Origin of the sequence: Streptomyces qaidamensis (genome assembly GCF_001611795.1) — a bacterium.
Lineage (GTDB): Bacteria > Actinomycetota > Actinomycetes > Streptomycetales > Streptomycetaceae > Streptomyces > Streptomyces qaidamensis.
In genome coordinates this window covers 2,295,029-2,318,233 of the sequence record NZ_CP015098.1, presented here as the reverse complement: position 1 = coordinate 2,318,233, position 23,205 = coordinate 2,295,029, and the positions used below count along the sequence as shown (strand labels likewise).

22 protein-coding genes and 1 pseudogene are annotated in these 23,205 nt (G+C 71.9%); 12 read left to right on the top strand and 11 right to left on the bottom strand.

The genetic code is table 11. The annotated features are described in order from the left end of the window. Nucleotides 1–383 precede the first annotated feature (383 nt). Nucleotides 384–818, bottom strand: coding sequence for a hypothetical protein (locus A4E84_RS10165; RefSeq protein WP_062926240.1), 435 nt, complete (start codon nucleotides 816–818; stop codon nucleotides 384–386). Beyond that, nucleotides 815–1,477 carry an ATP-binding protein gene (locus tag A4E84_RS10160; protein ID WP_079128925.1) on the bottom strand — a complete coding sequence of 221 codons (663 nt, stop codon included), beginning with the start codon at nucleotides 1,475–1,477 and terminating at the stop codon, nucleotides 815–817. Before A4E84_RS10160 ends, A4E84_RS10165 begins: the two co-directional genes overlap by 4 nt. Nucleotides 1,478–1,720: 243 nt before the next feature. Between A4E84_RS10160 and A4E84_RS10155 the strand changes: the two genes are divergently transcribed. The 3 genes and pseudogenes from A4E84_RS10155 (at nucleotide 1,721) to A4E84_RS10145 (ending at nucleotide 3,769) form a co-directional block, all read left to right on the top strand. Further along, nucleotides 1,721–2,581, top strand: coding sequence for a helix-turn-helix domain-containing protein (locus A4E84_RS10155; protein ID WP_062926238.1), 861 nt, complete (start codon nucleotides 1,721–1,723; stop codon nucleotides 2,579–2,581). After that, a complete protein-coding gene (locus A4E84_RS10150) occupies nucleotides 2,582–2,836 on the top strand; it encodes a DUF397 domain-containing protein (RefSeq protein WP_062926237.1) in 255 nt (84 codons plus the stop codon). A gap of 91 nt (nucleotides 2,837–2,927) precedes the next feature. Next, nucleotides 2,928–3,769 (top strand): annotated as a pseudogene (locus tag A4E84_RS10145) (SAM-dependent methyltransferase). A gap of 24 nt (nucleotides 3,770–3,793) precedes the next feature. On the opposite strand, the gene pdxR reads toward A4E84_RS10145, so the two are convergent. Next, nucleotides 3,794–5,206 (bottom strand): MocR-like pyridoxine biosynthesis transcription factor PdxR, encoded by a 1,413-nt coding sequence (gene pdxR, locus A4E84_RS10140; RefSeq protein WP_062926236.1) that lies wholly within the window; start codon nucleotides 5,204–5,206, stop codon nucleotides 3,794–3,796. Between the two features lie 47 nt (nucleotides 5,207–5,253). Here pdxR and A4E84_RS10135 point away from each other — a divergent pair, with 47 nt between their 5' ends. Further along, complete coding sequence (locus A4E84_RS10135) at nucleotides 5,254–5,739, top strand: carboxymuconolactone decarboxylase family protein (RefSeq protein ID WP_062926235.1); 486 nt, start codon at nucleotides 5,254–5,256, stop codon at nucleotides 5,737–5,739. Between the two features lie 102 nt (nucleotides 5,740–5,841). Here A4E84_RS10135 and A4E84_RS10130 read toward each other — a convergent pair whose 3' ends face one another. The 3 genes from A4E84_RS10130 to A4E84_RS10120 all read right to left on the bottom strand — a co-directional run bounded on the left by A4E84_RS10130 (nucleotide 5,842) and on the right by A4E84_RS10120 (nucleotide 8,854). Next, nucleotides 5,842–7,332 (bottom strand): glutamate synthase subunit beta, encoded by a 1,491-nt coding sequence (locus A4E84_RS10130; protein WP_062926234.1) that lies wholly within the window; start codon nucleotides 7,330–7,332, stop codon nucleotides 5,842–5,844. A 164-nt stretch (nucleotides 7,333–7,496) separates the two neighbouring features. Then, entirely contained in the window at nucleotides 7,497–7,976 is a 480-nt protein-coding gene (locus A4E84_RS10125) for an anthrone oxygenase family protein (protein ID WP_062926233.1), read from the bottom strand. 179 nt (nucleotides 7,977–8,155) lie between these two features. Next, nucleotides 8,156–8,854, bottom strand: a complete 699-nt coding sequence (locus tag A4E84_RS10120) for a DUF2293 domain-containing protein (RefSeq protein ID WP_062926232.1) — start codon at nucleotides 8,852–8,854, stop codon at nucleotides 8,156–8,158. A gap of 159 nt (nucleotides 8,855–9,013) precedes the next feature. Between A4E84_RS10120 and A4E84_RS10115 the strand changes: the two genes are divergently transcribed. Together A4E84_RS10115 and A4E84_RS10110 are read left to right on the top strand one after the other, a co-directional pair. After that, nucleotides 9,014–9,655: a nucleoside/nucleotide kinase family protein gene (locus A4E84_RS10115; protein WP_174569416.1), complete on the top strand. Its 642-nt coding sequence runs from the start codon at nucleotides 9,014–9,016 to the stop codon at nucleotides 9,653–9,655. Nucleotides 9,656–9,997: 342 nt separating this feature from the next. Further along, nucleotides 9,998–10,426, top strand: coding sequence for a CBS domain-containing protein (locus tag A4E84_RS10110; RefSeq protein WP_062926231.1), 429 nt, complete (start codon nucleotides 9,998–10,000; stop codon nucleotides 10,424–10,426). 74 nt (nucleotides 10,427–10,500) lie between these two features. Here the strand turns inward: A4E84_RS10110 and A4E84_RS10105 are convergent, their stop codons facing one another. Further along, nucleotides 10,501–11,628 carry a magnesium and cobalt transport protein CorA gene (locus A4E84_RS10105; RefSeq protein WP_062926230.1) on the bottom strand — a complete coding sequence of 376 codons (1,128 nt, stop codon included), beginning with the start codon at nucleotides 11,626–11,628 and terminating at the stop codon, nucleotides 10,501–10,503. 306 nt (nucleotides 11,629–11,934) lie between these two features. Here A4E84_RS10105 and A4E84_RS10100 point away from each other — a divergent pair, with 306 nt between their 5' ends. After that, nucleotides 11,935–12,726 carry a methyltransferase gene (locus tag A4E84_RS10100; RefSeq protein ID WP_062926229.1) on the top strand — a complete coding sequence of 264 codons (792 nt, stop codon included), beginning with the start codon at nucleotides 11,935–11,937 and terminating at the stop codon, nucleotides 12,724–12,726. Nucleotides 12,727–12,765: 39 nt separating this feature from the next. Here A4E84_RS10100 and A4E84_RS10095 read toward each other — a convergent pair whose 3' ends face one another. Both A4E84_RS10095 and A4E84_RS10090 read right to left on the bottom strand, forming a co-directional pair. Further along, entirely contained in the window at nucleotides 12,766–13,668 is a 903-nt protein-coding gene (locus A4E84_RS10095) for a carbohydrate kinase family protein (protein ID WP_062931383.1), read from the bottom strand. A 104-nt stretch (nucleotides 13,669–13,772) separates the two neighbouring features. Further along, entirely contained in the window at nucleotides 13,773–14,681 is a 909-nt protein-coding gene (locus A4E84_RS10090) for a pseudouridine-5'-phosphate glycosidase (RefSeq protein ID WP_062926228.1), read from the bottom strand. Nucleotides 14,682–14,790: 109 nt separating this feature from the next. Between A4E84_RS10090 and A4E84_RS10085 the strand changes: the two genes are divergently transcribed. Next, on the top strand, nucleotides 14,791–15,219 hold the full coding sequence (locus A4E84_RS10085) for a VOC family protein (protein ID WP_062926227.1): 429 nt from the start codon (nucleotides 14,791–14,793) through the stop codon (nucleotides 15,217–15,219). A 157-nt stretch (nucleotides 15,220–15,376) separates the two neighbouring features. Here the strand turns inward: A4E84_RS10085 and A4E84_RS10080 are convergent, their stop codons facing one another. Together A4E84_RS10080 and A4E84_RS10075 are read right to left on the bottom strand one after the other, a co-directional pair. Continuing rightward, complete coding sequence (locus A4E84_RS10080; protein WP_062926226.1) at nucleotides 15,377–15,931, bottom strand: methylated-DNA--[protein]-cysteine S-methyltransferase; 555 nt, start codon at nucleotides 15,929–15,931, stop codon at nucleotides 15,377–15,379. Between the two features lie 53 nt (nucleotides 15,932–15,984). After that, nucleotides 15,985–16,857, bottom strand: coding sequence for a glycerophosphodiester phosphodiesterase (locus A4E84_RS10075; protein ID WP_062926225.1), 873 nt, complete (start codon nucleotides 16,855–16,857; stop codon nucleotides 15,985–15,987). A gap of 289 nt (nucleotides 16,858–17,146) precedes the next feature. On the opposite strand from A4E84_RS10075, the gene A4E84_RS10070 reads away from it, so the two are divergent. From A4E84_RS10070 to A4E84_RS10055, 4 genes are all read left to right on the top strand, one after another. Beyond that, entirely contained in the window at nucleotides 17,147–18,013 is an 867-nt protein-coding gene (locus A4E84_RS10070; RefSeq protein WP_062926224.1) for an MHYT domain-containing protein, read from the top strand. Nucleotides 18,014–18,053: 40 nt separating this feature from the next. Further along, a complete protein-coding gene (gene uvrB / locus A4E84_RS10065; protein WP_062926223.1) occupies nucleotides 18,054–20,198 on the top strand; it encodes an excinuclease ABC subunit UvrB in 2,145 nt (714 codons plus the stop codon). Nucleotides 20,199–20,337: 139 nt separating this feature from the next. Further along, nucleotides 20,338–20,916, top strand: a complete 579-nt coding sequence (locus tag A4E84_RS10060; RefSeq protein WP_062926222.1) for a TerD family protein — start codon at nucleotides 20,338–20,340, stop codon at nucleotides 20,914–20,916. A gap of 90 nt (nucleotides 20,917–21,006) precedes the next feature. After that, entirely contained in the window at nucleotides 21,007–23,025 is a 2,019-nt protein-coding gene (locus A4E84_RS10055; protein WP_062926221.1) for a TerD family protein, read from the top strand. Nucleotides 23,026–23,205 lie beyond the last annotated feature (180 nt).

The following is a 23,205-nucleotide window of genomic DNA, read 5'->3' as shown; positions in this document are numbered from 1 at the left end:
GCCTCGTGCCCCGCCCGTGAGCGGCCCACTATTGCGGGGCGGAACCCGCCCCGGGCAGGGCGCAGCCCGGGGCGCCGGATGCGCGCGGGCGCACGACCTGGCCGGGAGGAGGTGCGGGGCGGCGCGGGGGGTGCGGGGTGGTGAGGGGTGGTGTGTGCGGGCCGGAGTGCGGAGACCGGTCGTTCGGTGGGACGGGGACTGGGACTGGGGCTGGGGCTGGGGGGGTGATGGGTGTGGGTGTGGGTAGACCGGGTCGTCGTTCGCCTGGCCGGGGCTCCTTGTACGTAGGTCGGTCGTTCGCGGGAGCCGGGAGCCGGGAGCCGGGAGCCGGGAGCCGGGAGCCGGGAGCCGGGAGCCGGGAGCCGGGAGAGGCCGGGCGTTGCCTACGCGCTGACCGGACGCGACCAGGCCGGGGCCGTCCCCGTCGCGCGGCACAGTGCCAGGTAGAGGGGGATGGGCGGGGTGTACGGAAGCGTGCCGTCCGGGCGGTGGATCAGGTCGGGGACCTCCAGCAGGTCCGGCACGACCGCGCCGGTGACGTACCGCGCCGGGGCGGGCCACTCCAGGGCGTGGTCGGAGTCGGACGGCACCAGCCACCACCAGTGCGTTTCATCCGCGTAGACGCAGCCCACTCGGGGCAGCCGGGGCATGATCAGCGGCCCGACGTGGGCGGGGACCGCGACCGCGTCGCAGCCGAGCGGGGCGGTCATGCCGTCGGGCACCGGCAGCCGCAGGGCCGGGCCGGACGTCCGCAGCCCGCGCCGGACGCGCACCAGCGTGTCCAGGTTCAGCACGATGCCTGCCCGCGCGGGACTCATGCGTTCCCCCGCTCTCGGCGGCGCTCCTGCGGGGGAACCTCAGGGGTGGCCCGGGCGTGGCGGGCCTGGTGGGTCCCGTCCCCGTCGTCCGGGTCGTCCGACGGGCCGCGCTTGGGGCGGGCGCCCCAGCCCAGGTCGCCCCGAGGTCCGTCCGGCTCGTGCGAGGTGTCCGCCGTGCGCGGCAGCTCCGCCCAGACCAGCAGTCCGGGGCCGTCCTCCTGGGCGCCCCAGGAGTGGCAGAGGGCGTCGACGAGAAGCAGTCCCCTCCCGTGCTCCTCTTCGGGCCGGGTCCGGCTCGCGGCGTGCGGCTGGCCAGGGGCGCAGCCCTCGTCGCGCACGGCTATCCGCACCAGGTCGTCACCGTCGTGCAGCTCGCACACTATGTGGGTGCTCGCCGTGTGCACGATGGCGTTGGTGACCAGCTCGGAAACGACCAGAGCCGCGCTGTCGCACGTGTCCTCGCACACCGACCAGCCGGTCAGCCGGGCCCGTGTCAGGCGTCTGGCCTGGGCGGGAGAACCCGAATGTGCGGCCAGCTCGAAACGGAACCGGCGCCCGGCAGCGGCCCCGAGGGAGGCCTCTTCCGTGGCGGCGCCAAGCCCGGGAGGGCCGGCGGCGGCGTCTGTTCCTAAGGGCGCGGACGGAATCACGCTTGCCACTATCGCCCCGCCGTGAACACTTGGCAAGTGTCACTCTGAAAATTGCAGAGTGCTGTGTGACGGTCTGGAAGGCCGTGGCACACTGCTCGCAACAGCACCCCGCGCGGCGCCAGTTGAGATCGTCGAAGGTTCGTTCGAAACGTTTGTTCGGATGGGTTTCTTCGAAAGGTCCTCGAATGGCGCCGCCGGGCTGTCAGCGTTCCTTTGTGGCCGGCTCGTCAGAACTTTTCGTGGAGGTGGAGCGTGAGTGAACCGCGGTCCGCACCGACGGTCGGTCAGGTCGTGCTCGGCCGACGCCTGTTGGACCTGCGGGAACGCGCGGGCATGAAGCGTGAGGAGGCCGCGCGCATCCTCCGCGTCGCCCCCGCCACGGTCCGCCGTATGGAGATGGCCGAGGTCACGCTCAAAATCCCCTATCTGCAACTGCTCCTCAAGGCCTACGGAATCTCCGACGAGGAGGCCGAGGCCTTCGTCCGACTGGCCGAGGAAGCCAACCGGCCCGGCTGGTGGCAGCGTTTCCACGACATCCTGCCCGGCTGGTTCTCGATGTACGTGAGCCTGGAAGGCGCGGCGAGCGTCATCCGCAGCTACGAGCCCCACTTCGTCCCCGGGCTGCTGCAGACCGAGGACTACGCGCGCGGGGTGCTCCGGTCCGGCGCCATCGGCCAGACCCGGCCCGAGGACATCGAGCGCCATGTCGCCCTGCGCATGCAGCGCCAGGACCTGCTCACCCGCGAGGACGCGCCCCGGCTGTGGGTCGTGATGGACGAGACTGCGCTGCGTCGCCCGGCCGGAGGCCCGGAGGTGATGCGCGCCCAGATCGACAAGCTGCTCGACGCGACGAAGCTGCCCAATGTGACGCTGCAGATCGCCCCGTTCGCTCAGGGGCCGCACCCGGGGACCTACGGGCCGTTCGTGCTGTTCCGATTCGCCATGCCCGAACTGCCGGACATGGTCTACAGCGAGTACCTGACCGGCGCGGTCTATCTCGACGCGCGCACCGAGGTGGCGACCCACCTGGAGGTCATGGACCGCATGGCGGCGCAGGCCGCTACGGCACATCGCACGAAGGAGATCCTCCGGGACCTCCGCAAGGAGCTGTGAATGGATCGCATCAAGCCGCGCAAACACGTCTACAACGGCATGCCCGCGCGTGACTTGGGCAGCGAAGGCTGGCACAAGCCGTGGAGCGGCGGAAACGGAGGCAACTGCCTGGAGGCGATGAAACTCGCCGACGGCCGGATCGCCCTCCGGCAGTCCACCGACCCCGACGGCCCCGCGCTGATCTACACCAGCGACGAGATGACGGCCTTCATCGAGGGGGCGAAGTCGGGGGAGGCGGACTTCCTGCTGTCCTGACGTGACTGCCCTTGCTACCGCTCGACTTCCTACGCCGGCCTTGAACAACTGGTGCTGAATCGACCACCCCCTGTGCCTTACGGAGCGCCTCATGACCGGGCAGGACCCCGCGTCGGCCGTCCGGATCGACACGACCAGACCCCATCCCGCGCGGATGTACGACTGGTACCTCGGAGGCAAGGACAAGCACCCGGTCGACGAGGCGATGGGCCGGCAGATGCTCACCCTCGACCCGCGGGTGCCGGTGATGGCCCGGGTCAACCGCGCGTTCATGCACCGGGCCACCCGCTGGCCGGCAGCGGCGTACGGCAGTTCCTGGACATCGGCACCGGCATCCCGACCGAGCCCAACCTCCACCAGATCGCCCAGCAGACCGTGCCCGGCGCCCGGGTCGTCTACTGCGACAACGACACCGTCGTCCTGGCCCACGCGGCGGCCCTGCTGCGCGGCACGGACGAGGGCGTGACCGAGTACCTCCAGGCCGGCGTGCGTGACCCGGACGCCATCCTGGAGGGCGCGCGCAAGGTTCTGGACTTCGCCCGGCCCGTCGCGCTGTCGTTCGTCGCGCTGCTGCACTTCGTCTCCGACGAGGACGGCGCCCACCACCTGGTCCGGCGGCTGCTCGCCGAACTGCCCTCCGGCAGCTACCTGGTGATGACCCACGCGACCGCCGACTTCACCCCGGAGGAATCGAAGGCGACCGCCGACTTCACCCAGGAGGAGTCGAAGGCGGCCACCGAGAAGCTGCGCGCCGCCGGCGTCACCCTCGCCCTGCGCTCCCGCGAGGAGTTCACCCGCTTCTTCGACGGCCTCGACCTCGTCGAGCCCGGTGTCGAGGTGCCCCACCGCTGGCACCCAGAGCCGGGCGAGCCCGTGCCCGGGCAGGACGACGGGGTGATCCCGGGGTACGGGGCGGTGGGGCGCAAGCCGTAGCGCTCACGGAGGCGCCTGGGCCGGTCAGGGCGGCGGCAGCGCACCGCACAGCGCCTCCAGGGCCGACCCGTAGGCGTGCTCGGAGGGGGTCGCGTACCCCACGACGAGCCCGTCGCCGACCGGCATGTCCGTCTCCGGGTGCCGGAACGCGGCGAGGCCGTCGAGGGCGATGCCCTGCCAGGCGGCGGCCTTGACCGCGGACGCCTCGGTGCCGGGCGGCAGCCGCAGCACGGCGTGCAGCCCGGCCGCGATGCCGGTGGCCTCGATATGCGGCGCGTGCTCGGCGAGCGCCGCGACGAGCCGGTCCCGGCGACCGCGGTAGCGCTGCCGCATCCGGCGTACATGCCGGTCGTACGACCCCGAAGCGATGAAGTCCGCGAGGCTCAGCTGGTCGAGGACGCTCGCCCACGCCTCGCGCTCGCCCTTGGCGGCCAGGACGGCCTCGACGTACCGCTCCGGAAGCACCATCCAGCCCAGCCGCACCGCCGGCGACAGGCTCTTGCTGACCGAGCCGATGTGGATCACGCGTTCGGGGTCGAGCCCTTGGACGGCGCCGACCGGCTTGCGGTCGTAGCGGAACTCCCCGTCGTAGTCGTCCTCCAGGACCAGACCGTCCCGCGCGCGTGCCCAGTCGATGACGGCGGCCCGGCGCGTGGGGTGCAGCGGGCCGCCGGTCGGGAACTGGTGCGCCGGCGTGAGCAGCACGGCCCGCTCGCGCTCCAACCGGTCGATCAGCGCGCCGTGTTCGTCGAGGGGGAGCGGTACCGTCCGGACCCCGGCCGCGGCCAGGACCTGCCGGTGGAAACCGAGCCCGTACGCCTCCACCGCCAGGGGGCCGCGCAGGACGCCGCCGCCGAACAGCAGCCGCAGCGCGTGCGCGAAGCCGGAGCAGATCACGATCCGGCCCGGCTCGGTCCGCACGCCACGCGCGCGTGCCAGGTACTCGGTGAGCGCCTCCCGCAGTTCCGGCCGGCCGGCGGGGTCGCCCGGCCCGAACACCTCGCTGGGCGCCTGCTGCAGGGCCCGCCGGTAGGAGGCCAGCCAGGCGGTGCGCGGGAACGCCGAGACGTCCGGCGTGCCCTGCGTCAGATCGTGCCGGGGGCCATGCGCGCGTGATGGTGCCTTCTTGGGTACGCGAGCGGCGGGCCGCAGCGGCTCGGCGCGCTCCGCGACCCGGGTGCCGGAGCCCTGCCGGGCGGTGAGCCAGCCCTCCGCGACGAGTTCAGCGTACGCGTCCGCCACCGTGTTGCGGGCGACGCCGAGGTCCGCCGCGAGCGAGCGGTACGGCGGCAGCCGCGCGCCCGGGGCGAGCCGCCCACTGCGTACGGCCTCGCGCAGGGCCCGGATCAGCGCCGCCCGCCGGCCACCCGGCCCGATCAGCTCCAGATGCAGGTCGGACCCGATCCGCTCCGCGGAATTGACCCACGATTCCACCATGGAAGTGCACCCTACAGCGGGTCTTTCCGGCTCGTAGGTTGAAGGGCATGACGACGACCACGAACACGAGCAGCACCCACCCGACGTCCGCCCGGCTGGAGTTCGGCGCGTCGGCCCCGAAGGCCTTCCGGGCCCTCATCGCCTTCGACGCCGCTGCCCGCGACGGCATCGACCCGGCCCTCGTCGAGCTGATCCAGATCCGCTCCTCGCACCTCAACCACTGCGCGTACTGCCTGCACATGCACACGGGCGACGCCCGCAAGGCCGGCGAGAGCGAGGACCGGCTGCACATGGTCGCGGTGTGGCGCGAGGCCCGTCACTTCTTCACCGAGCGGGAGCAGGCGGCTCTCGCCCTCACGGACGCGGTGACCCTCATCGCCGACGCCGGCGTCCCGGACGACGTGTACGCGCGGGCCGCCGCACTGTTCGACGAGCGGGAACTGGCCCAGGTGCTCGCCCTGATCTGCACGATCAACACATGGAACCGGGTGGCGCTGTCGACGGGGAAGGTCGCGGGGACGGACGAGCGGTGACGTCCGCGGGGGCAGCGGCCGGTACCGGCCCAACGGCCGCTGCGGCCCCGCCCGGCGGCAGGACGTCTACACACCGCCATGCCGTCCACACCGCCATGCCGTCTACACCGCCATGGGCCGGTCGTACGGCCCGATCGGTGCCGGCAGCCTCGCACTGCCCGTCAGATGACGGTCGACGGCCGCCGCCACCGCCCGCCCCTCGGCGATCGCCCACACGATGAGCGACTGTCCCCGGGCCGCGTCCCCCGCGGCGAACAACCCGGGCACGTTCGTGGCGAACCCGGAGTCCCGCGCGATCGTCCCGCGGGGCTCCATCTCCAGCCCCAGCTGGTCGACGAGGCCGTCCTCCCGGTCGGGCCCTGAGAAGCCGAGGGCGAGCAGCACGAGGTCGGCGGGGAGCGTCCGCCCGGTGCCCTCCATCGGACGGCGTCGTGCGTCCACCTCGACCAGGTGCAGCGAGCGCACCTGTCCCTGCGCGTCGCCGTCGAAGCGCAGCGTGGACGCCGCGAACAGCCGCGCATCCGCGTCCGCGACCGGGGCGGTCCGCAGGTCACGGGCCTCTTCATGGGCGGCGGACAGCCGGTAGATCCGCATCGGGTACGTCGGCCAGGGCTCGGTGTCCTCGTCGCGCTCCGCGTCCGGCAGCGCGTAGATGTCCAGCTGGGTCACGGACGCCGCGCCCTCCCGGACGGCCGTGCCCAGACAGTCCGCCCCCGTGTCGCCGCCGCCGACGATGACGACGTGCTTCCCGGCCGCCGACAGCGGGGACGTCTCCAGATCACCCTCGCGTACCCGGTTGGCCAGCGGCAGGTACTCCATCGCCTGATGAATGCCCGTCAGCTCCCGCCCCGGCACCGGCAGTTCACGCCACGCGGTCGCACCCGTGGCCAGCACCACGGCGTCGTAGCGGGTGCGCAGCTCATCGGCCCCGATGTCCCGCCCGACCGCCGTCGACGTCCGGAACTTCGTCCCCTCGGCCCGCATCTGCTCCAGCCGCCGCTCCAGATGGTGCTTCTCCATCTTGAACGCCGGAATGCCGTACCGCATCAGCCCGCCGAGCCGGTCGTCCCTCTCGTACACGGCGACCGTGTGCCCGGCCCGCGTCAGCTGCTGCGCCGCGGCCAGCCCGGTCGGGCCCGAACCGATCACCGCGACCGTCTTGCCGGACAGCCGCTCCGGCGGCCTCGGCGGCGCGAACCCCTCCTCCCAGGCCCGGTCGGCGATCGCGCACTCGACGTTCTTGATGGTGACGGCCGGCTGGTTGATCGCCAGCACACACCCCGCCTCGCACGGCGCTGGGCACAGCCGGCCGGTGAACTCCGGGAAGTTGTTCGTGGCGTGCAGCCGGTCGGCGGCCGCCCGCCAGTCCTCCCGGGACACCAGGTCATTCCACTCGGGGATCAGATTGCCCAGCGGGCAGGCGTCGTGGCAGAAGGGGATGCCGCAGTCCATGCAACGGTCGGCCTGCTTGCTGATGATCGGCAGCAGCGCCCCGGGGACGTAGACCTCGTCCCAGTCCCGCGCCCGTTCCTCGACCGGCCGGCGCGGCCACTCCTGGCGGGGCGTGGTCAGGAAACCCTTGGGATCGGCCATGGCCGTCTTCCTTGCGTGCGCGGGGGGGCAGGCCGGACGAGGCCGGTGCCCAGGCCGTGCGTCGTCGGGCGGAGCTGTTCTCACTCGCCGGCGGCACTCTTTTCGCCACGATACGTCCGCCTCCCGGCCGGTGCCTGTCCGCCGAGTAGCACGGCCGTCAGCCGTCAGGTGAGCGCCAGCACGTACGCCAGCGCCGCCCCGGCCGAGGCCGCCGTACGGACGTGGTTCCACAGCGTCCACTCGCGCAGGTACACCGGCCAGTACGCCGCCGCCTCCGGAGTGCCCGGCTCCAGCTCGGCCAGGGCGTCGTTGCGCGGCACGTTCGCGACCATGGTCGGCCCGAACGACCCGAACAGGTACAGCGCGCTGCCCACCAGCAGCTCCACCGTCCCCTCGTCCGGCCACAGCACGAACGTGACAACGGCGATCACCGCGCACAGCACGGCCGATCCGAGGAACACGATCATGAAGGGCGGAGTCACCGCCGCCACATTGACCGCCTGCATCGCGGCGACCCCCTGCGCCGGCGGCAGCATGCCCAGGCCCCGCATCACGAAGGTCGAGAATCCGCAGAACACCCCGGCCACCAGGCCGGTCCCGAGCACACCCAGCACCGTCAGCACGAAGTACGGTCCGTCGATCATGTCTCTCTCCCGCCGTCCAGCCGGGATCCCGCCCGGCACCCTTCCTCGCCACCAGTGAATTCCCGTACGAGCACAGTGACCATGGCCGAACGGCGCGGCGCCATAAGCGAACGTCCACGGGCCGCCGAACGGCCGTGCCGACGGCATGACGGCACGCCACCCGGGGTCTCTCCCGTCCGTCACCCCGTGGGACCGAGCCCGGCCTCGGTCCACCCCCGCAGCACCGTCGCCACCGCCGCCGCGATCCGCCGCCGAGCCTCGTGCCTGGGCACGCCGCTCATCAGCAGCCGGTCGTACGGCGTGTCCAGATGCCGTACCGACGCCACGACCGCCGAGGTCACCGAGCCCTCCGCCAGCGCGCGCCCCGCGGCGCTGCGGCCCACCCGCCCGCTGCCCCGCTCCGAGGCGTGCAGGGCGATGGCCCGCGCCCGTGCGGCCGGGCACCCGGGGAACAGCCGGAGTATCTCCGCCGCGAACGCCCGCGCGAACAGGGCGTCCTGAGCCTCCCGCCGCCGCGCGTCCCGCACCCGGCGCCGCCGTCGCGCCTCGGCGTCCGCCAGGCACCGTTGCTCGGCCCGCGCGAGCGCCGCCTCCTCGACCAGAACGCCCTGCCGTTCGTACCGGCTCTTGCGCCGGTTGAACCGCACGACCACCGCCGACAGCGTGCTCTCCTCCCGCGATCTGCGGGTCAGAGCGGTGTCGCCGCTCGGCAGGAACACCAGATGCCCGAGGTCGGCGCAGTCGAGGCAACGCGGGGCGCCGTCCTCGAGGGCGAGCAGCGGCAGCGGTCCTCGGCGGCACTCGGCGCAGTACCGCCGCTTGAGGGGCTGGAAGACGAGAAGTCCGGTGAGAGGCGGGAGCGTCGCGCGGGGGACCATAGGGGGTTCATTCCCCCTCACGGCAGCGCGAACTACGCATGCCACCGCAGACCCCGGCGATCCGGTCGCCGCCCCTCCCGAGTGGCGGGCCCGCCGGGGCCCGGCCCGGGGCGCCGCCCGGTCGGCGGGCGGGACGCCTCCTGCCCGGCCTGACGCATCATGGGCCGTGTGCGACTCGAAGCGATCACCTGGGAACGGCTCGGCGACCTGCTCGCCGAGCGCCTGCTCGACCTGAAGCCCGCCGACGGCAGCCTCTGGCCGCGCATCGCCATCGACGGGGCCCCCGCCGCCCGCCCGGGAGACCTTGCCCACCGGGTCGGTGAGGCGCTGCGCATACGAGGCCGCTCCTCGCTCGTCGTGGGCACGCAGGGCTTTCTGCGCCCCGCCTCCGTACGGCTCGAATACGGTCACCAGGACGTCGAGGCCTACTACGACGGCTGGTACGACACCGGCGCCCTGTGGCGCGAGGTGTTCGGCCCGCTCGAAGCCGACGGGGACGGCCGCGTGCTGCCCGACCTGTGGGACCCGGCCGTCGATCGCGCCACCCGCAGCCCCTACGTCGAACTGCCGCCCGGCGGCGTGCTGTTGCTGCACGGGCCCTTCCTCCTTCGGCACTGGTTCCCCTTCGATCTGAGCGTCCACGTCCTCCTCACCCCAGGCGCCCTGCGCCGCCGCACCCCCGAGGCCGAGCTCTGGACCCTTCCGGCCTTCGAGCGCTACGAACACGAGGCGGACCCGGTGGGGACAGCGGACGTCCTGGTGCGGGCCGACGATCCGCGCCACCCGGCGTGGAGCGGCTGAGCCAGGGGGCTCGACGTCCGGGCGCCGGGCGGATGCCGGGCGAGAGCCGGGCCGACGGCTGGGCCTGGGCGGGCTCCCGTGCCTGCTTTGGTGTGGACTCCCATGAGGGCTTCCGTGTGGGCTCCCCGCGCGGACTTCCGTGTGTGGAGTCCCGCGCGGACTTCCGTGTGCGGAGTCCCCGGGTGGGCTTCCGTGTGCGGAGTCCCCGGGTGGGTTTCCGTGTGTGGAGTCCCCGTGCCCGCTTGCGTGTGCGGGCATCCGGCGGCCCGGCGAGAATGAGGGGCGCCGGGACTCGCGGTGCGTCCTGCGCCGCGCCGGCCGTCCGGCACCGGGAGGTACTCCATGACCACCGCCGGAGACATCATGCACCGCGGCGCCCAGTGGATCCCCGCCCACGAAACCCTCGACCGCGCCGCCCAGCTCATGCGCGAACTGAACGTCGGCGCCCTGCCCATCAGCGACGAGAACGAACGGCTCTGCGGCATCCTCACCGACCGCGACATCGTCGTCGGCTGCGTCGCCATGGGCCACGACCCCGCCCGGGTCACCGCGGGCGAGATGGCCAAGGGAACGCCCCGCTGGATCGACGCGGACGCCGATGTCGGCGAGGTGTTGCGCGAGATGCGGGAGCACCGGATCCGCAGGCTCCCCGTGATCCGGGACAAGCGCCTGGTCGGCATGATCAGCGAAGCCGACCTGGCCCGGCATCTCGCGAAGGACCAGATCGCATCCTGGGCGCAGAGCGTCTACGCCACGACTGCCATGCACTGACCCCGCGGATCACCCCACCGGCGCTCCGGAGACCCTTCGCGGGTCACTCCCCGCATCAGAGGCCGGTCCCCGCGTCAGAGCCAGCCGCTGCGCCGGAATCCCCGGTACAGGGCAAGACACGCCGCGGATATCACGCCGATCACCATGCCGTAGCCGTACCGCCAGTGCAGCTCAGGCATGTGGTCGAAGTTCATGCCGTAGACCCCGCAGACCATCGTCGGCACGGCGACGATCGCGGCCCACGCCGTGATCTTCCGCATGTCCTCGTTCTGCGCGACCGTGACCTGCGCGAGGTGCGCCTGCAGGATGGAGTTGAGCAGTTCGTCGAAGGCGGCGATCTGCTCCTTCGCCCGCAGCAGATGGTCCGAGACGTCACGGAAGTACGCCTGTATCTCTGGGTCGACCACCCGGATCGGCCGGGTGGCGAGATCCTCCAGCGGCCGGCTGAGCGGCACCACCGCCCGCTTCAGTTCCAGCAGTTCACGCTTGAGCTGGTAGATGCGCCCCGGGTCGGTCCGCGCGCCGGACTCCGAGAACACGTCCGTCTCGACCTGGTCGATGTCCCCCTGCACCGAGTCCGTGACGGTCAGGTAGTCGTCGACCACGTGGTCCGCGATCGCGTGCAGCACCGCAGACGGGCCTTTGGCGAGCTGGCCGGGATCGGACTCCAGCTCCTCGCGCAGCGGGCCGAGCGAGCCGTGCCGGCCGTGCCGCACCGTGATCACGAAGTCCGCGCCGACGAACAGCATGATCTCGCCGGTGTTGACCACCTCGCTGGTGGCCGTCAGTTCCTCGTGCTCGACGTAGCAGACCGTCTTGAACACCGCGAAGAGCGTCTCGCCGTAGCGCTCCAGCTTGGGGCGCTGGTGCGCCTCGATCGCGTCCTCGACGGCCAGCGGATGCAGATCGAAGAGTTCGGCGATGCCCGCGAACTCCTGGTCGGTGGGCTCGTGCAGACCGAGCCAGACGAAGCCCTCCCGGCTCTTGCGCACCCACTGCACGGTGTCCACCAGATCGCCGCGCGCGGGGGTGCGGACGCCGTCCCGGTACGTCACGCAGTTCACCACCGAGGAGCCCAGCGGGGACCGGGCGGGGTGGCTCAGGTCGACGCGCGGGCGCCGCCGGGCCAGCCGGGCCACCTTGCGAAGGCCGCCGACGCCACCGAGGCTCGTGACCTTCCGCAGATTCCCTGCCATGGACATCCGGATCTCCTTGCGTGGAACCTCTCGCGCCGTTCCTGCGCCTTGCCGCGCCAGTCTGCCAGGCCTGCGTGAGCTGCGGGTAAGCCTGTGGAAACGACTCATTCCGCTTGGTTCCCGGCTGTGGACGGACGCCGCTCCCGGGCTCGTGGCCCTGCTGCATCGACGCATTCCCGTGCCGGCCGGTTCTGGGCAGTGAGGCGTCCGCAGAGGGTTCTCGTGCGGAAGCAGGGTCTCCGTGCGGAAGCGAGGCTCCCCGCCGGAGCGTCGCCGGGTATGGATAAGTCGGACAACTGGGATGATCGAGGCATGATGCGAACCGACGGGTACCTCCTCGACAACCGGCAGACCGAGGCGGCAGAGCACTTCAGCGCCTTCGCCGCGCTCTTCGATCCCACGACGTTCCGGCACCTCGAAGCGCTCGGCGTCGGATCCGGCTGGCGGTGCTGGGAGGTCGGCGCCGGTACCACCGTGGTGTCCTGGCTGGCGAAGAAGGTCGGCCCGACCGGACGCGTCGTCGCGACCGACACCGACACCTCACGGCTCGCCTCCGCAGCCCGGCCACCCGTCGAGGTCAGGGCCCACGAGCTCGGCGCCAAGGAGCCGCCGGGGGAGGGCTTCGACCTGGTGCACGCCCGCCTCGCCCTCGTCCATGTGAGCGACCGGGAACGGGCGTTGCGGTCCATGGTCCAGGCACTGCGCCCCGGCGGCCGCCTCCTTGTCGAGGACGCCGACCCCTCCCTTCAGCCTCTGCCCTGCCCCGACGAGTACGGCCCCGATCAGCAGCTCGCGAACCGGCTGCGGCAGGGCTTCCGCAGTCTGCTCGCCGATCGCGGGACCGACCTGCCGTGCGGCCGCACCCTGCCGCGACTGCTCCGGGAGGCCGGACTGGCCCGGGTCCAGGCCGACGCCTACTTCCCCCTCACCTCGCCGGCTTGTGCGGCCCTGGAGTCCGTCACGATCCGGCAGATCCGCGACCAGCTCGTCACGGCAGGCCTCGCCACGGACCAGGAGATCGACCGGCACCTCGGGAACGTCACGTCCGGTGCGCTCGATCTGACGACGGCGCCGATGATCTCGGCGTGGGGGCGGAAGCAGTAGCGAGGGAGCGGCAGGGGTGGTCAGCCGGGCCCGGGGTGGTCAGCCGGGCAGGGGTGGTCTGCCGCCCACCTGCTCCACCGCTCGCGCGCCCGCCCGGCAGCCCTCCGCCGCGGCATCCTCCGGGCCGGCACCCGCGAGCAGGGCGGCGAGGAACGCGCCGGTGAAGGCATCACCGGCGCCGGTCGTGTCCCGTGGCGTCGCCGGTGCGGCCGGAACGCGGGCGCGTACCTTCCCCGAGCGGGCCACGACTGCTCCCTCGTGCCCCTGCTTGACGACGACCAGCGGCACGCGCAGGCTCAGTTCGGCCGCCGCCTCGGCCGCGTCCGCCAGCCCGGTCAGCAGGCACGCCTCGTCCCGGCTGGGCAGCAGCACGTTCACGCCCTCGACCAGCGCCAGGAACCGCTCGGCACCCAGCTCCGCGAGGAAGCCGGCAGAAGCCGGGTCAAGACTCAACGGCACTCCACGCGCGCGGGCGGCTTTCAGGGCAACAGCCACCAGAGCCCGGCTCGACTCGGAGAACAGGAGGTAGCCCGACAGGTGCAGCCGGTCCACGCCGTCGAGCAGCGCGTCCGACCAGTCGGAGGGCCCGAGCCGCCCCGACGCGCCGCTGTCGGTGAGGAACGTCCGCTCCGCCGCAGCGCCCCCGTCGACCATGCAGATCACCGTGCCGGTCGGCACCAGCGGGTCGACGACGAGCTGCGGCCGCACCCCGTGGACGACCAACTCCCGCTCGTGCCAAGCAGCCCCATCCGTCCCGACCCGCCCGAGCAGTCGTACGTCCGCCGCTCCCCGGCGGGCTGCCCAGCACGCCACGTTGGCGCCCGCACCGCCCGCCACCGTCCGGATCGACGCAGTCGTGTCCGTGCCGGCCGCGAGCGGCCCTGTGTGCCGCGCGACGACATCCGTGATGACGTCCCCGACGACCAGCAAACCGCGGGCCACCGCGGAGTCCGTGCCCGCGGAGCCCGTGTCCGCGGAGCCCGTGCCCGGTGAGTCCGTTCCCTCCGGGCCCGTTCCCCCTCCCCGTCCGGTCCCGCCGGCCGCCGTCATCCCCGAGCCCAGGCCGCCGCGATCCGGGCCGCCAGGCGTACGTTGCCGCGGACCGCCGCCAGGTTGGCGCTCAGGGAGGCGCCGTCCGTGTGCCGCACCAGATAGTCGAGCAGGAAGGGCGTGACCGCCTGGCCGGTGATTCCCTGCTCCTCACAGGCGTGCAGTGCGTCCGCGAGCACGCGTGCGTGCAGGTCCGGATCGAGCTGCTCCTCCTCGGGGACGGGGTTGGCGACGATCAGTGCCGACTCCGGCCCGCCGAGTGCGTCCTGGGCCACCATGACGTCCGCCACCTGCTCCGGCGTCCCCAGCGTCCAGTCCACCGGATGCCCCGAGTCGGAGAGGTAGAAGCCGGGGAACCGGTCCGTGCCGTAGCCGGCCACCGCGACACCCAGCGTCTCCAGCCGCTGCAGCGTCGCCGGCACGTCCAGGATCGACTTCACCCCGGCACACACCACCGTGATGCGCGTGCCAGCCAGCAGCCCCAGGTCGGCCGACTCGTCCTGCGTCACCGTCCACTCCCGGTGCACCCCGCCGAGCCCACCCGTCGCGAAGACCCGCACACCCGTCAGTGCCGCCAGCAGCGCGGTCGCCGACACCGTGGTCGCGCCGCTCGCCCCCGACGCCACCGCGAGTGACAGGTCGCGGTGGCCGAGTTTGCGGATTCCGTCCTCGTTCGCGACGCGTTCCAGCTGCTCCTTGTCCAGGCCCACATGAGGACGCCCGTCCAGCACGGCGATCGTGGCGGGCACCGCGCCCTCCTGCCGCACGGCCGTCTCCAGCTCCAGCGCGACCTGGAGATTGCGCGGTCGCGGCAGCCCGTGGGCGATGATCGTGGACTCCAGGGCCACGACCGGTCGGCGCGCGTCGATCGCTTCCCGCACTTCCTCGGACACCACCAGCACCACGCGCCCGCCTCCTGTCGGTCGGTCAGTCGTTCCCCTCCCTCATCTCTGGCGGGCGGCGCGCCGGGCCAAACCCTTGCGGGCCGACGGCGTCGTCACGAACCTGGAGTGCATGACGGATCACATACCGCGTCTCGACCACGTCGTCCTCTGGGTGCGCGACCCGCTCGCCGCCGCCGACTTCTACGTCAAGGCCGTCGGCATGGAGGCCGTCAGGCTCGCGGAATTCGCTGCGGGTGAGGTGCCGTTCCCGTCCGTGCGGGTCAACGACGAGACCATCCTCGACCTCATGCCGCTGAGCTTCGCGGAGCGCATGAGGATGCTGCCCGGCTCCGCCGACAGTGCGGGACACCCGGTCAACCACGTCTGCCTGTCGCTGCCTCGCGGCGACTTCGACGCCCTCCTGGGCCGGCTGGCGGAACGCTCCGTACCGATGTCCGACCTCGCTCACGGCTCCTTCGGAGCCCGGGGCAAGGCCACGCGCAGCTTCTACTTCCGCGATCCGGACGGCAACGTCTTCGAAGCCAGGCATTACGACTGACCAGGCCCGGCACCACAACTGACCAGGCCCGGCAGCACAACTGGCCAGGCCAGGCACCACAACTGACCAGGCCCGGCAGCACAACTGGCCAGGCCAGGCACCATGACGGCCCCGGCCCGGCCCTGCCCGGCGACTGACGGGGCCGTGGGTCGCAGCATCAGAAGAGCGGCTCGGGAAGCACCCCCTCCAAGGCGAGCAGCCTCCGCTTGGTCTCCAGGCCGCCGCCGAAGCCGCCGATGCCGCCGCCGCTCTCGACGACCCGGTGACAGGGCACCACGACCGGCATCGGATTGGCGCCCATCGCCATACCCACGGCCTGGGCGGCGCCCGGCTGGCCGACCCGCCCGGCCAGGTCGCCGTACCCGACGACCGTGCCGTAGGGCACGCCCGAGGCCAGTGCGCGCAGGACCTCCCGGTTGAAGCCGGAGATCAGCGACCAGTCGAGCGGCAGGTCGAAGTCGCGTCGTTCACCCGCGAAGTACGCCTCGACCTGGCGTATCGCCTCGGCCAGCAGCGGGGAGCCGGGCGCCTCGACGGGCTCGGTGCCCAGCCGCGACGCCAGCCGCTCGACCGCCCGGTCCCGCACCGCGTCCGTGGCGTGGAACACGACGTTGACCAGGCCCTCCCGGCTCGCGGCCAGCAGCAACGGCCCGATCCCGCTCTCGACGACCGCCCACACCACCCGCGGCTCGACCTGCCCTTGGCTGTCCATGCGCCCCACAGTAGGACCCGCCACTGACAGCGCCGCCCGCCCGGCGTGCGGGATCAGCCGCCCACGGCCTTCCGCACCACATCAGGCCTGTTCGTGATGATCCCGTCCACCCCGTACCCGGCGATCCGTCGGGCCGTCCTCGCGTCGTCGACCGTCCAGGCGAAGACCTCCAGCCGGCGGCCGTGCGGTCCGTCGAACGCCTGCACCGACGACACGTACGCCGGGGAGAGCGAGCCGTACGAGGGGTTGATCTGGTCGGCGAACTCGGCGACGTCGAGCAAGGCCGACACCGGCGGGGCCCCCAGGAGGCCCGTCTTCACGCCCGGCTTCAGCTCGTGCACGGTCCGCACGCTGTCCGCGCTGAAGCTCTGCACGATCAGCCGGCCCGCCAGATGCGACCGGTCGAGCCAGCCCTCGTTGCTGAGGACCTTCAGCGTCTGCCGCTCGATGCCGGGGTACAGCTCCGGGTTCTTGATCTCCAGGAGAAGCTTCTGGTGATGCCGCTCCAAGCGGTGCACGAACTGCTCCAGCGTCGGCACGCGCGCGCCCGCGTACGCGGGTCCGAACCAGCTGCCCGCGTCCAGCCGGGCGATCTCCGCGGCGGTGAAGTCCTTCACCTTCCAGGGAGCCCGGCCGGGGAAGACCTCCTCGGCGTCGGTGGTGCGCCGCAGGTTGTCGTCGTGGAGGACGACCAGCTCGCCGTCCCTGGTCCGCTGCACGTCGTTCTCCACCCAGCGGATGCCCAGTTCCGCCGCTCTGTCCACGGCGGCCAGGGTGTTCTCGGGCGCGTACGCGGAGGCCCCCCGGTGCGCGATGACCAGCGGCGACGTGCTGGTTCCCGCAGCCCGCGCGGGGGAGGCGGGGAACAGCAGCGCGGCGGTCCCCAGGAGTGCGGTGGTAGAGGCGGCAACAGCGCGCGCGTGCATGCGTACTCCTCGCGACGAGCGATCGGCGACATCACAGACAGCACAACTGTGACAGCAGAGGGTCAACGCGAGAGGGGTGCGGGATGGCCACACGTTGAACGGAGATCACCCAACTCCGCTCACTGGTACCGCACAACTGCGGCAGGGGCGTGTTTCTTTGCCGGAAAGTCGTTCGACCATTCCGGTGGGGGTCATACTCTCTGCGTCAACCCTGACCGCTCGTGCGGTCCTGGGAGGGGGCGCACATCAGGAATACCGGGACGTACACGGGCGGGAAGGGCAGCCGCGCATGCAGGGCACGATCGACGGATTCAGCTATGGCCTGGTCACACCCCTCGTGGCCTACTTCATGGCCTGCCTCGGCGGCGCTCTGGGTTTGCGCTGCACCACCAGATCGATGCTCGTCTCCCACTCCTGGCGCCCCGGCTGGCTCGCGCTCGGCTCCGCCGCCATCGGCTCCGGCATATGGACCATGCACTTCGTCGCGATGATGGGATTCACGGTCCGCGGGACCCCGATCCACTACGACAAGGCGATGACCTTCGCGAGCCTGGCCGTCGCGATCGTCATGGTGGGTGTCGGGATCTTCATCGTCGGCTACAAGGGGGCCCGCGGTACGGCCCTGTTCACCGGCGGCACCATCACGGGCCTCGGCATCGCGTCGATGCACTACCTCGGCATGGCCAGCATGAGCCTGGACGGAAAGCTGGAGTACAACACCGTCACCGTCGGCATCTCCGTCGCCATCGCCATGGGCGCCGCCACCGCTGCCCTGTGGGCCGCCGGCCAGGTCAGGGGCTTCCTGTGGAGCGTGGGCGCCAGCATGGTCATGGGCCTCGCCGTCAGCGGCATGCACTACACCGGCATGGCCGCCCTCAGCGTCCATCTGCACGGCACGGCCGAACCCGCTTCGGGAGAGTCGCCCGCGGCCCTGCTCGCGCCCATGCTGATCGGCCCCCTCGCCTTCCTGCTCCTCGCGGGCGTCGTGGTGATGTTCGACCCGCTGATGGTCATGGGGAAACCCACCGTCGTCCCCGTCGAGCAGAAGCCCGGCATCCCCGCCCACGATGACGTCCGCCACTCCGCCCACCGCCTGCGGTTCCGCCCCCGCCGCACCGTGGAGCACCGGGGGTCCCGCACCCCGCAGAATCGCTGATCAGAGCCAGTTGTCAGTGCGGGGTCGTACGGTGGATCCCATGCGGCCCGTTTCAAAGATCGAACGCACGGTGGCGCCCTTCGAGGTCGTCAGCCCCTACCAGCCGAACGGCGACCAGCCGACGGCCATCGCCGACCTCGCCCGGCGCATCCAGGCGGGTGAGAAGGACGTCGTGCTGCTCGGCGCGACCGGCACCGGCAAGTCCGCCACCACCGCGTGGATGATCGAGAAGCTCCAGCGCCCCACCCTCGTGATGGCGCCGAACAAGACGCTGGCCGCCCAGCTGGCGAACGAGTTCCGCGAGCTGCTCCCGAACAACGCCGTCGAGTACTTCGTGTCGTACTACGACTACTACCAGCCCGAGGCGTACGTCCCGCAGTCGGACACCTACATCGAGAAGGACTCCTCGATCAACGAGGAGGTCGAGCGCCTGCGCCACTCCGCGACCAACTCGCTGCTCACCCGCCGCGACGTCGTCGTGGTCGCCTCGGTCTCCTGCATCTACGGCCTGGGCACCCCGCAGGAGTACGTGGACCGCATGGTCCCCCTCCGCGTCGGCGCGGAGATCGACCGCGACGAGCTGCTGCGCCGTTTCGTGGACATCCAGTACACGCGCAACGACATGGCCTTCACCCGCGGCACCTTCCGCGTCCGCGGCGACACCATCGAGATCTTCCCGGTCTACGAGGAGCTGGCCGTCCGCATCGAGATGTTCGGCGACGAGATCGAGGCGCTGTCCACCCTGCACCCGCTCACCGGCGAGATCATCAGCGACGACGAGCACCTCTACGTCTTCCCGGCCTCCCACTACGTCGCCGGCCCCGAGCGTCTGGAGCGGGCCGTCAACGACATCGAGAAGGAGCTGGCCGAGCGCCTCACGGAGCTGGAGAAGCAAGGCAAGCTGCTGGAGGCCCAGCGCCTGCGCATGCGCACCACGTACGACATCGAGATGCTCCGCCAGATCGGCAGCTGCTCCGGCGTCGAGAACTACTCGATGCACTTCGACGGCCGCTCGCCCGGCTCCCCGCCGAACACCCTGCTGGACTACTTCCCGGACGACTTCCTCCTCGTCATCGACGAGTCGCACGTCACCGTCCCGCAGATCGGCGCCATGTACGAGGGCGACGCCTCCCGTAAGCGCACCCTCGTCGACCACGGCTTCCGGCTGCCCTCCGCCCTGGACAACCGCCCCCTGAAGTGGGAGGAGTTCCAGGAGCGCACAGGTCAGACGGTCTACCTGTCGGCCACCCCCGGGAAGTACGAGATGTCCCGCTCGGACGGCTTCGTCGAGCAGATCATCCGCCCCACCGGCCTCGTCGACCCGGAGGGCGTCGTCAAGCCCACCGAGGGCCAGATCGACGACCTGGTGCACGAGATCCGGCAGCGCACCGAGAAGGACGAGCGCGTCCTGGTCACCACGCTCACCAAGAAGATGGCCGAGGACCTCACGGACTACTTCCTGGAGCTGGGCATCCAGGTCCGCTATCTGCACAGCGACGTCGACACCCTGCGCCGCGTAGAACTGCTGCGTGAACTGCGCGCCGGCGAGTACGACGTACTGGTCGGCATCAACCTCCTGCGCGAGGGTCTCGACCTGCCCGAGGTGTCCCTGGTGGCGATCCTGGACGCCGACAAGGAAGGCTTCCTGCGTTCCGGCACGTCCCTGATCCAGACCATCGGCCGCGCCGCGCGCAACGTGTCCGGCCAGGTCCACATGTACGCCGACAAGATCACCCCGGCGATGGAGAAGGCCATCGAGGAGACCAACCGGCGCCGCGAGAAGCAGATCGCGTACAACACCGAGCGGGGCATCGACCCCCAGCCGCTGCGCAAGAAGATCAACGACATCGTCGCTCAGATCGCCCGCGAGGACATCGACACCGAGCAGTTGCTCGGCTCGGGCTACCGCAAGGCGAAGAAGGACGGCGGAGGCACCAAGGCACCCGTGCCCTCCCTCGGCAAGGCGGCCGGGGCGGCCAAGTCCGCCAAGGGCAGGGGCAAGGCCGAGGAGACGGTGCCGACCGACCGCCCCGCGGCCGAACTGGCCGGGCAGATCGAGGAGCTCACCGCGCGGATGCGGACGGCCGCCGCGGAGCTCCAGTTCGAGATCGCGGCCCGGCTGCGCGACGAGGTCTCCGAGATGAAGAAGGAACTGCGCCAGATGAAGGAGGCGGGCCTGGCCTGACAGCGTGCCGCGTACGCGCAGTGTTGCAAGACCGACACAAAGTGCGGAGCGGGGTACGTCGCTGTCAGTGCCCCTGCGTAGGGTTCTGATCAACCGCGACTACGCGGCAACAGGGGACGTTCGAGAGGGGAATCAGCGCGTGACCGTCAACATGACCAAGGGTCAGGCCATCAGTCTGCAGAAGAACGACGGTGGCAGTCTGACCGCGGTTCGCATGGGTCTCGGCTGGCAGGCGGCTCCCCGGCGCGGCCTGTTCGGCTCGCGCACGCGGGAGATCGACCTCGATGCCTCCGCCGTCCTGTTCGCGGACAAGCAGCCGGTCGACGTCGTCTTCTTCCGCCACCTGGTGAGCGACGACGGCTCGGTGCGCCACACCGGTGACAACCTCGTCGGCGGTGTCGGCCAGGGCGGCGACGACGAGGCGATCCTCGTCGACCTCGCGCGGGTCCCGGTCCACATCGACCAGATCGTCTTCACCGTCAACTCCTTCACCGGCCAGACCTTCCAGGAGGTGCAGAACGCGTTCTGCCGCCTGGTCGACGAGACCAACGGCCAGGAGCTCGCCCGCTACACGCTCGCCGGCGGCGGCCAGTACACGGCCCAGATCATGGCCAAGGTCCACCGCACGGGCCAGAGCTGGACGATGACGGCCCTGGGCAACCCGGCCAACGGCCGTACCTTCCAGGACCTGATGCCGACGATCCTGCCGGTGCTGTGATCCCGATGCTCTGAGCGCACCCGGGCCCGGACCGGCGGGCCCGGCCGGCAGTACCCGACTCCGCACAACGACACATGGGGGACGAAGGCGATGACGGCCGAGCTGGTGCGGGGGCAGAACCACCCGCTCTCCCAGGCCCGTCTCGAGATCCGGATCTCGGCCGGTACGCCGATCGTGGCCGTGGCCGCGCTCGGTGACGAGAACGGCCTGATCCACGGCGCGGAATGGGTGGCCCACCCGGGTGCGCCCACCCAGCCGGGTCTCGAGGTCCCCCGGCAGGCCGCCGCCGACCACCGTCTCGCGGTGGACCTGGACGCCGTGCCGGAGGCCGTCCACCGGGTGAGCGTGCTGCTCGCCCTGCCCGTCGGAGGGACGGGGCCGGTCCGTTTCGGCGCGGTGGCGGCCCCCTTCGTCGCCGTCGCCGGCCTCGACGGCGGCGAGGTCGCCAGCTACACCATCACCGGCCTGGAGGCCGAGTCGGCCGTCGTCGCCCTGGAGCTCTACCGTCGGCAGGGCGCCTGGAAGGTGCGCGCCGTCGGCCAGGGCTACGCGGGAGGCCTCGCCGAACTCCTCACCGACCAGCAGCTGCCGCAGGCCCACCAGCTCGCCGGCAGCATCAACGACGCGGTCTCCCAGGGGCTGGCCCGCTCGGTGCAGGCGCCTTCGCCGCGCACGGCGGACGGCGACCGCTCCCGGCAGGCGGCGGCTCCCGCCCTCGGCCCGGACCAGGGCGGCACCGCGCCTCAGCCGGGCTCCGTGCCACCGGTTTCGCCGTACGGCGGCCAGACGCCCGGCGGTCCCGGACAGCCCGCCCCGCAGCAGTCGTCGTATCCCGGCTCCGCCCCGGATTCCGACGCCGTCACCCAGCCGTCCGCGCCCACGGCCGGCGGCCCCATCGACTACAGCCACCCGCGCCGCCAGAATGCCGCTCCGCCCCCGCCTCCGCCGACCGCACCCCCGGCCGCACCCGGGCAGCCCGCACGGCCCGTCGCGGGCGACGCGACCGGCTGGTCCATGGAGGAGCGGCTCTACAACCAGGTGTGGGGCATGTTCGAGGACCTGGCCCGCACCACCGCCGCCTACCGCAGCGCCGTCGACTTCGCCGAGTCGCGCATGGACAAGGAGCTGGAGCAGGTCCTCTCCGACCCGCGCAGCCGGATCGGCGGGCAGGGCGACGCCGCCCGCGAGGCGGCCCGGGCCCGGCACGCCCAGCTCGTCGCCCAGGCGCGGGAGGCCCTCGACCGGGACCTCGCCCAGCTCGCCGCCGAGGCCGACGTCGTCGAACCGGCGCTGCCACCGGCGTACGCCCGCTGGGACAGCCCGGCGTGGCACGCCTATCGGGTGCCGATGGAGCTTCCCATGGCCCTGCGCCTGGGCGACCTCCACCTCCCCGAGGCCGACCGGATCCGCATCCCGATGCTGGTCCGGCTGCCGCTGGAGCGCGGCCTGTGGATCGACAGCGGACCGGCCGGATCGTCCGACGGTTCGTTCACCGACTCCCACGCCATGAGCCGTCTCGCCATGGAGACGGCGGTCGCGCACGCGGCCCGGCTGCTCGCCGTCTACCCGGCGGGCGAGTTCACCGTCCACGTCATCGACCCGGCCGGCTCGGGGGCACAGCCGCTGACGCCCCTCGTGCAGACCGGGGTGCTCGCGGCCCCGCCCGCGCTCGGCGCCGCCGGGGTGGCGGACGTGCTGGGCCGGCTCACCCAGCGGGTCGACCTGGTGCAGATGGCGGTCCGGGGCGGCGCCGCCGACTCCCTCCCGCCCGGTTTCGACACCTCCCAGCAGCTCCTGATCGTCCACGACTTCCCGCACGGTTTCGACGACCGGGCCGTGAACCAGCTGCGCTACCTCGCCGACGAGGGCCCCGCCTTCGGCGTCCACCTGATGATGGTGGCCGACCGTGAGCAGTCCTCCGGATACGGGCCTTTGCTCGACCCGTTGTGGCGTTCGCTGCTGCGACTGACTCCGGTGGCCGACGATCACCTCGCCGACCCGTGGGTCGGTCATGCCTGGACGTACGAGCCGTCGCTCGTGCCGCCCGGCAGTCAGGTCCTCCAGCAGGTGCTCTCCCAGGTGGCCACCGCCCGTACCAAGTTCACGTAAAGCCCTCTGAACAGGGGTTTTGGTCTTTCTTTTGCCAAGCGCTTTACCTGTTCTTGGTGATTGGGCTACTGTTGACGGCACGGAGGGGAGTACTCCCTGTCTGCTGCGGCGTACCCGTCAATACGGATCAGGCCAGATCCCGGGGCGTCGGCCCATCTTTGGGTGGAAGAGACCTCCGGC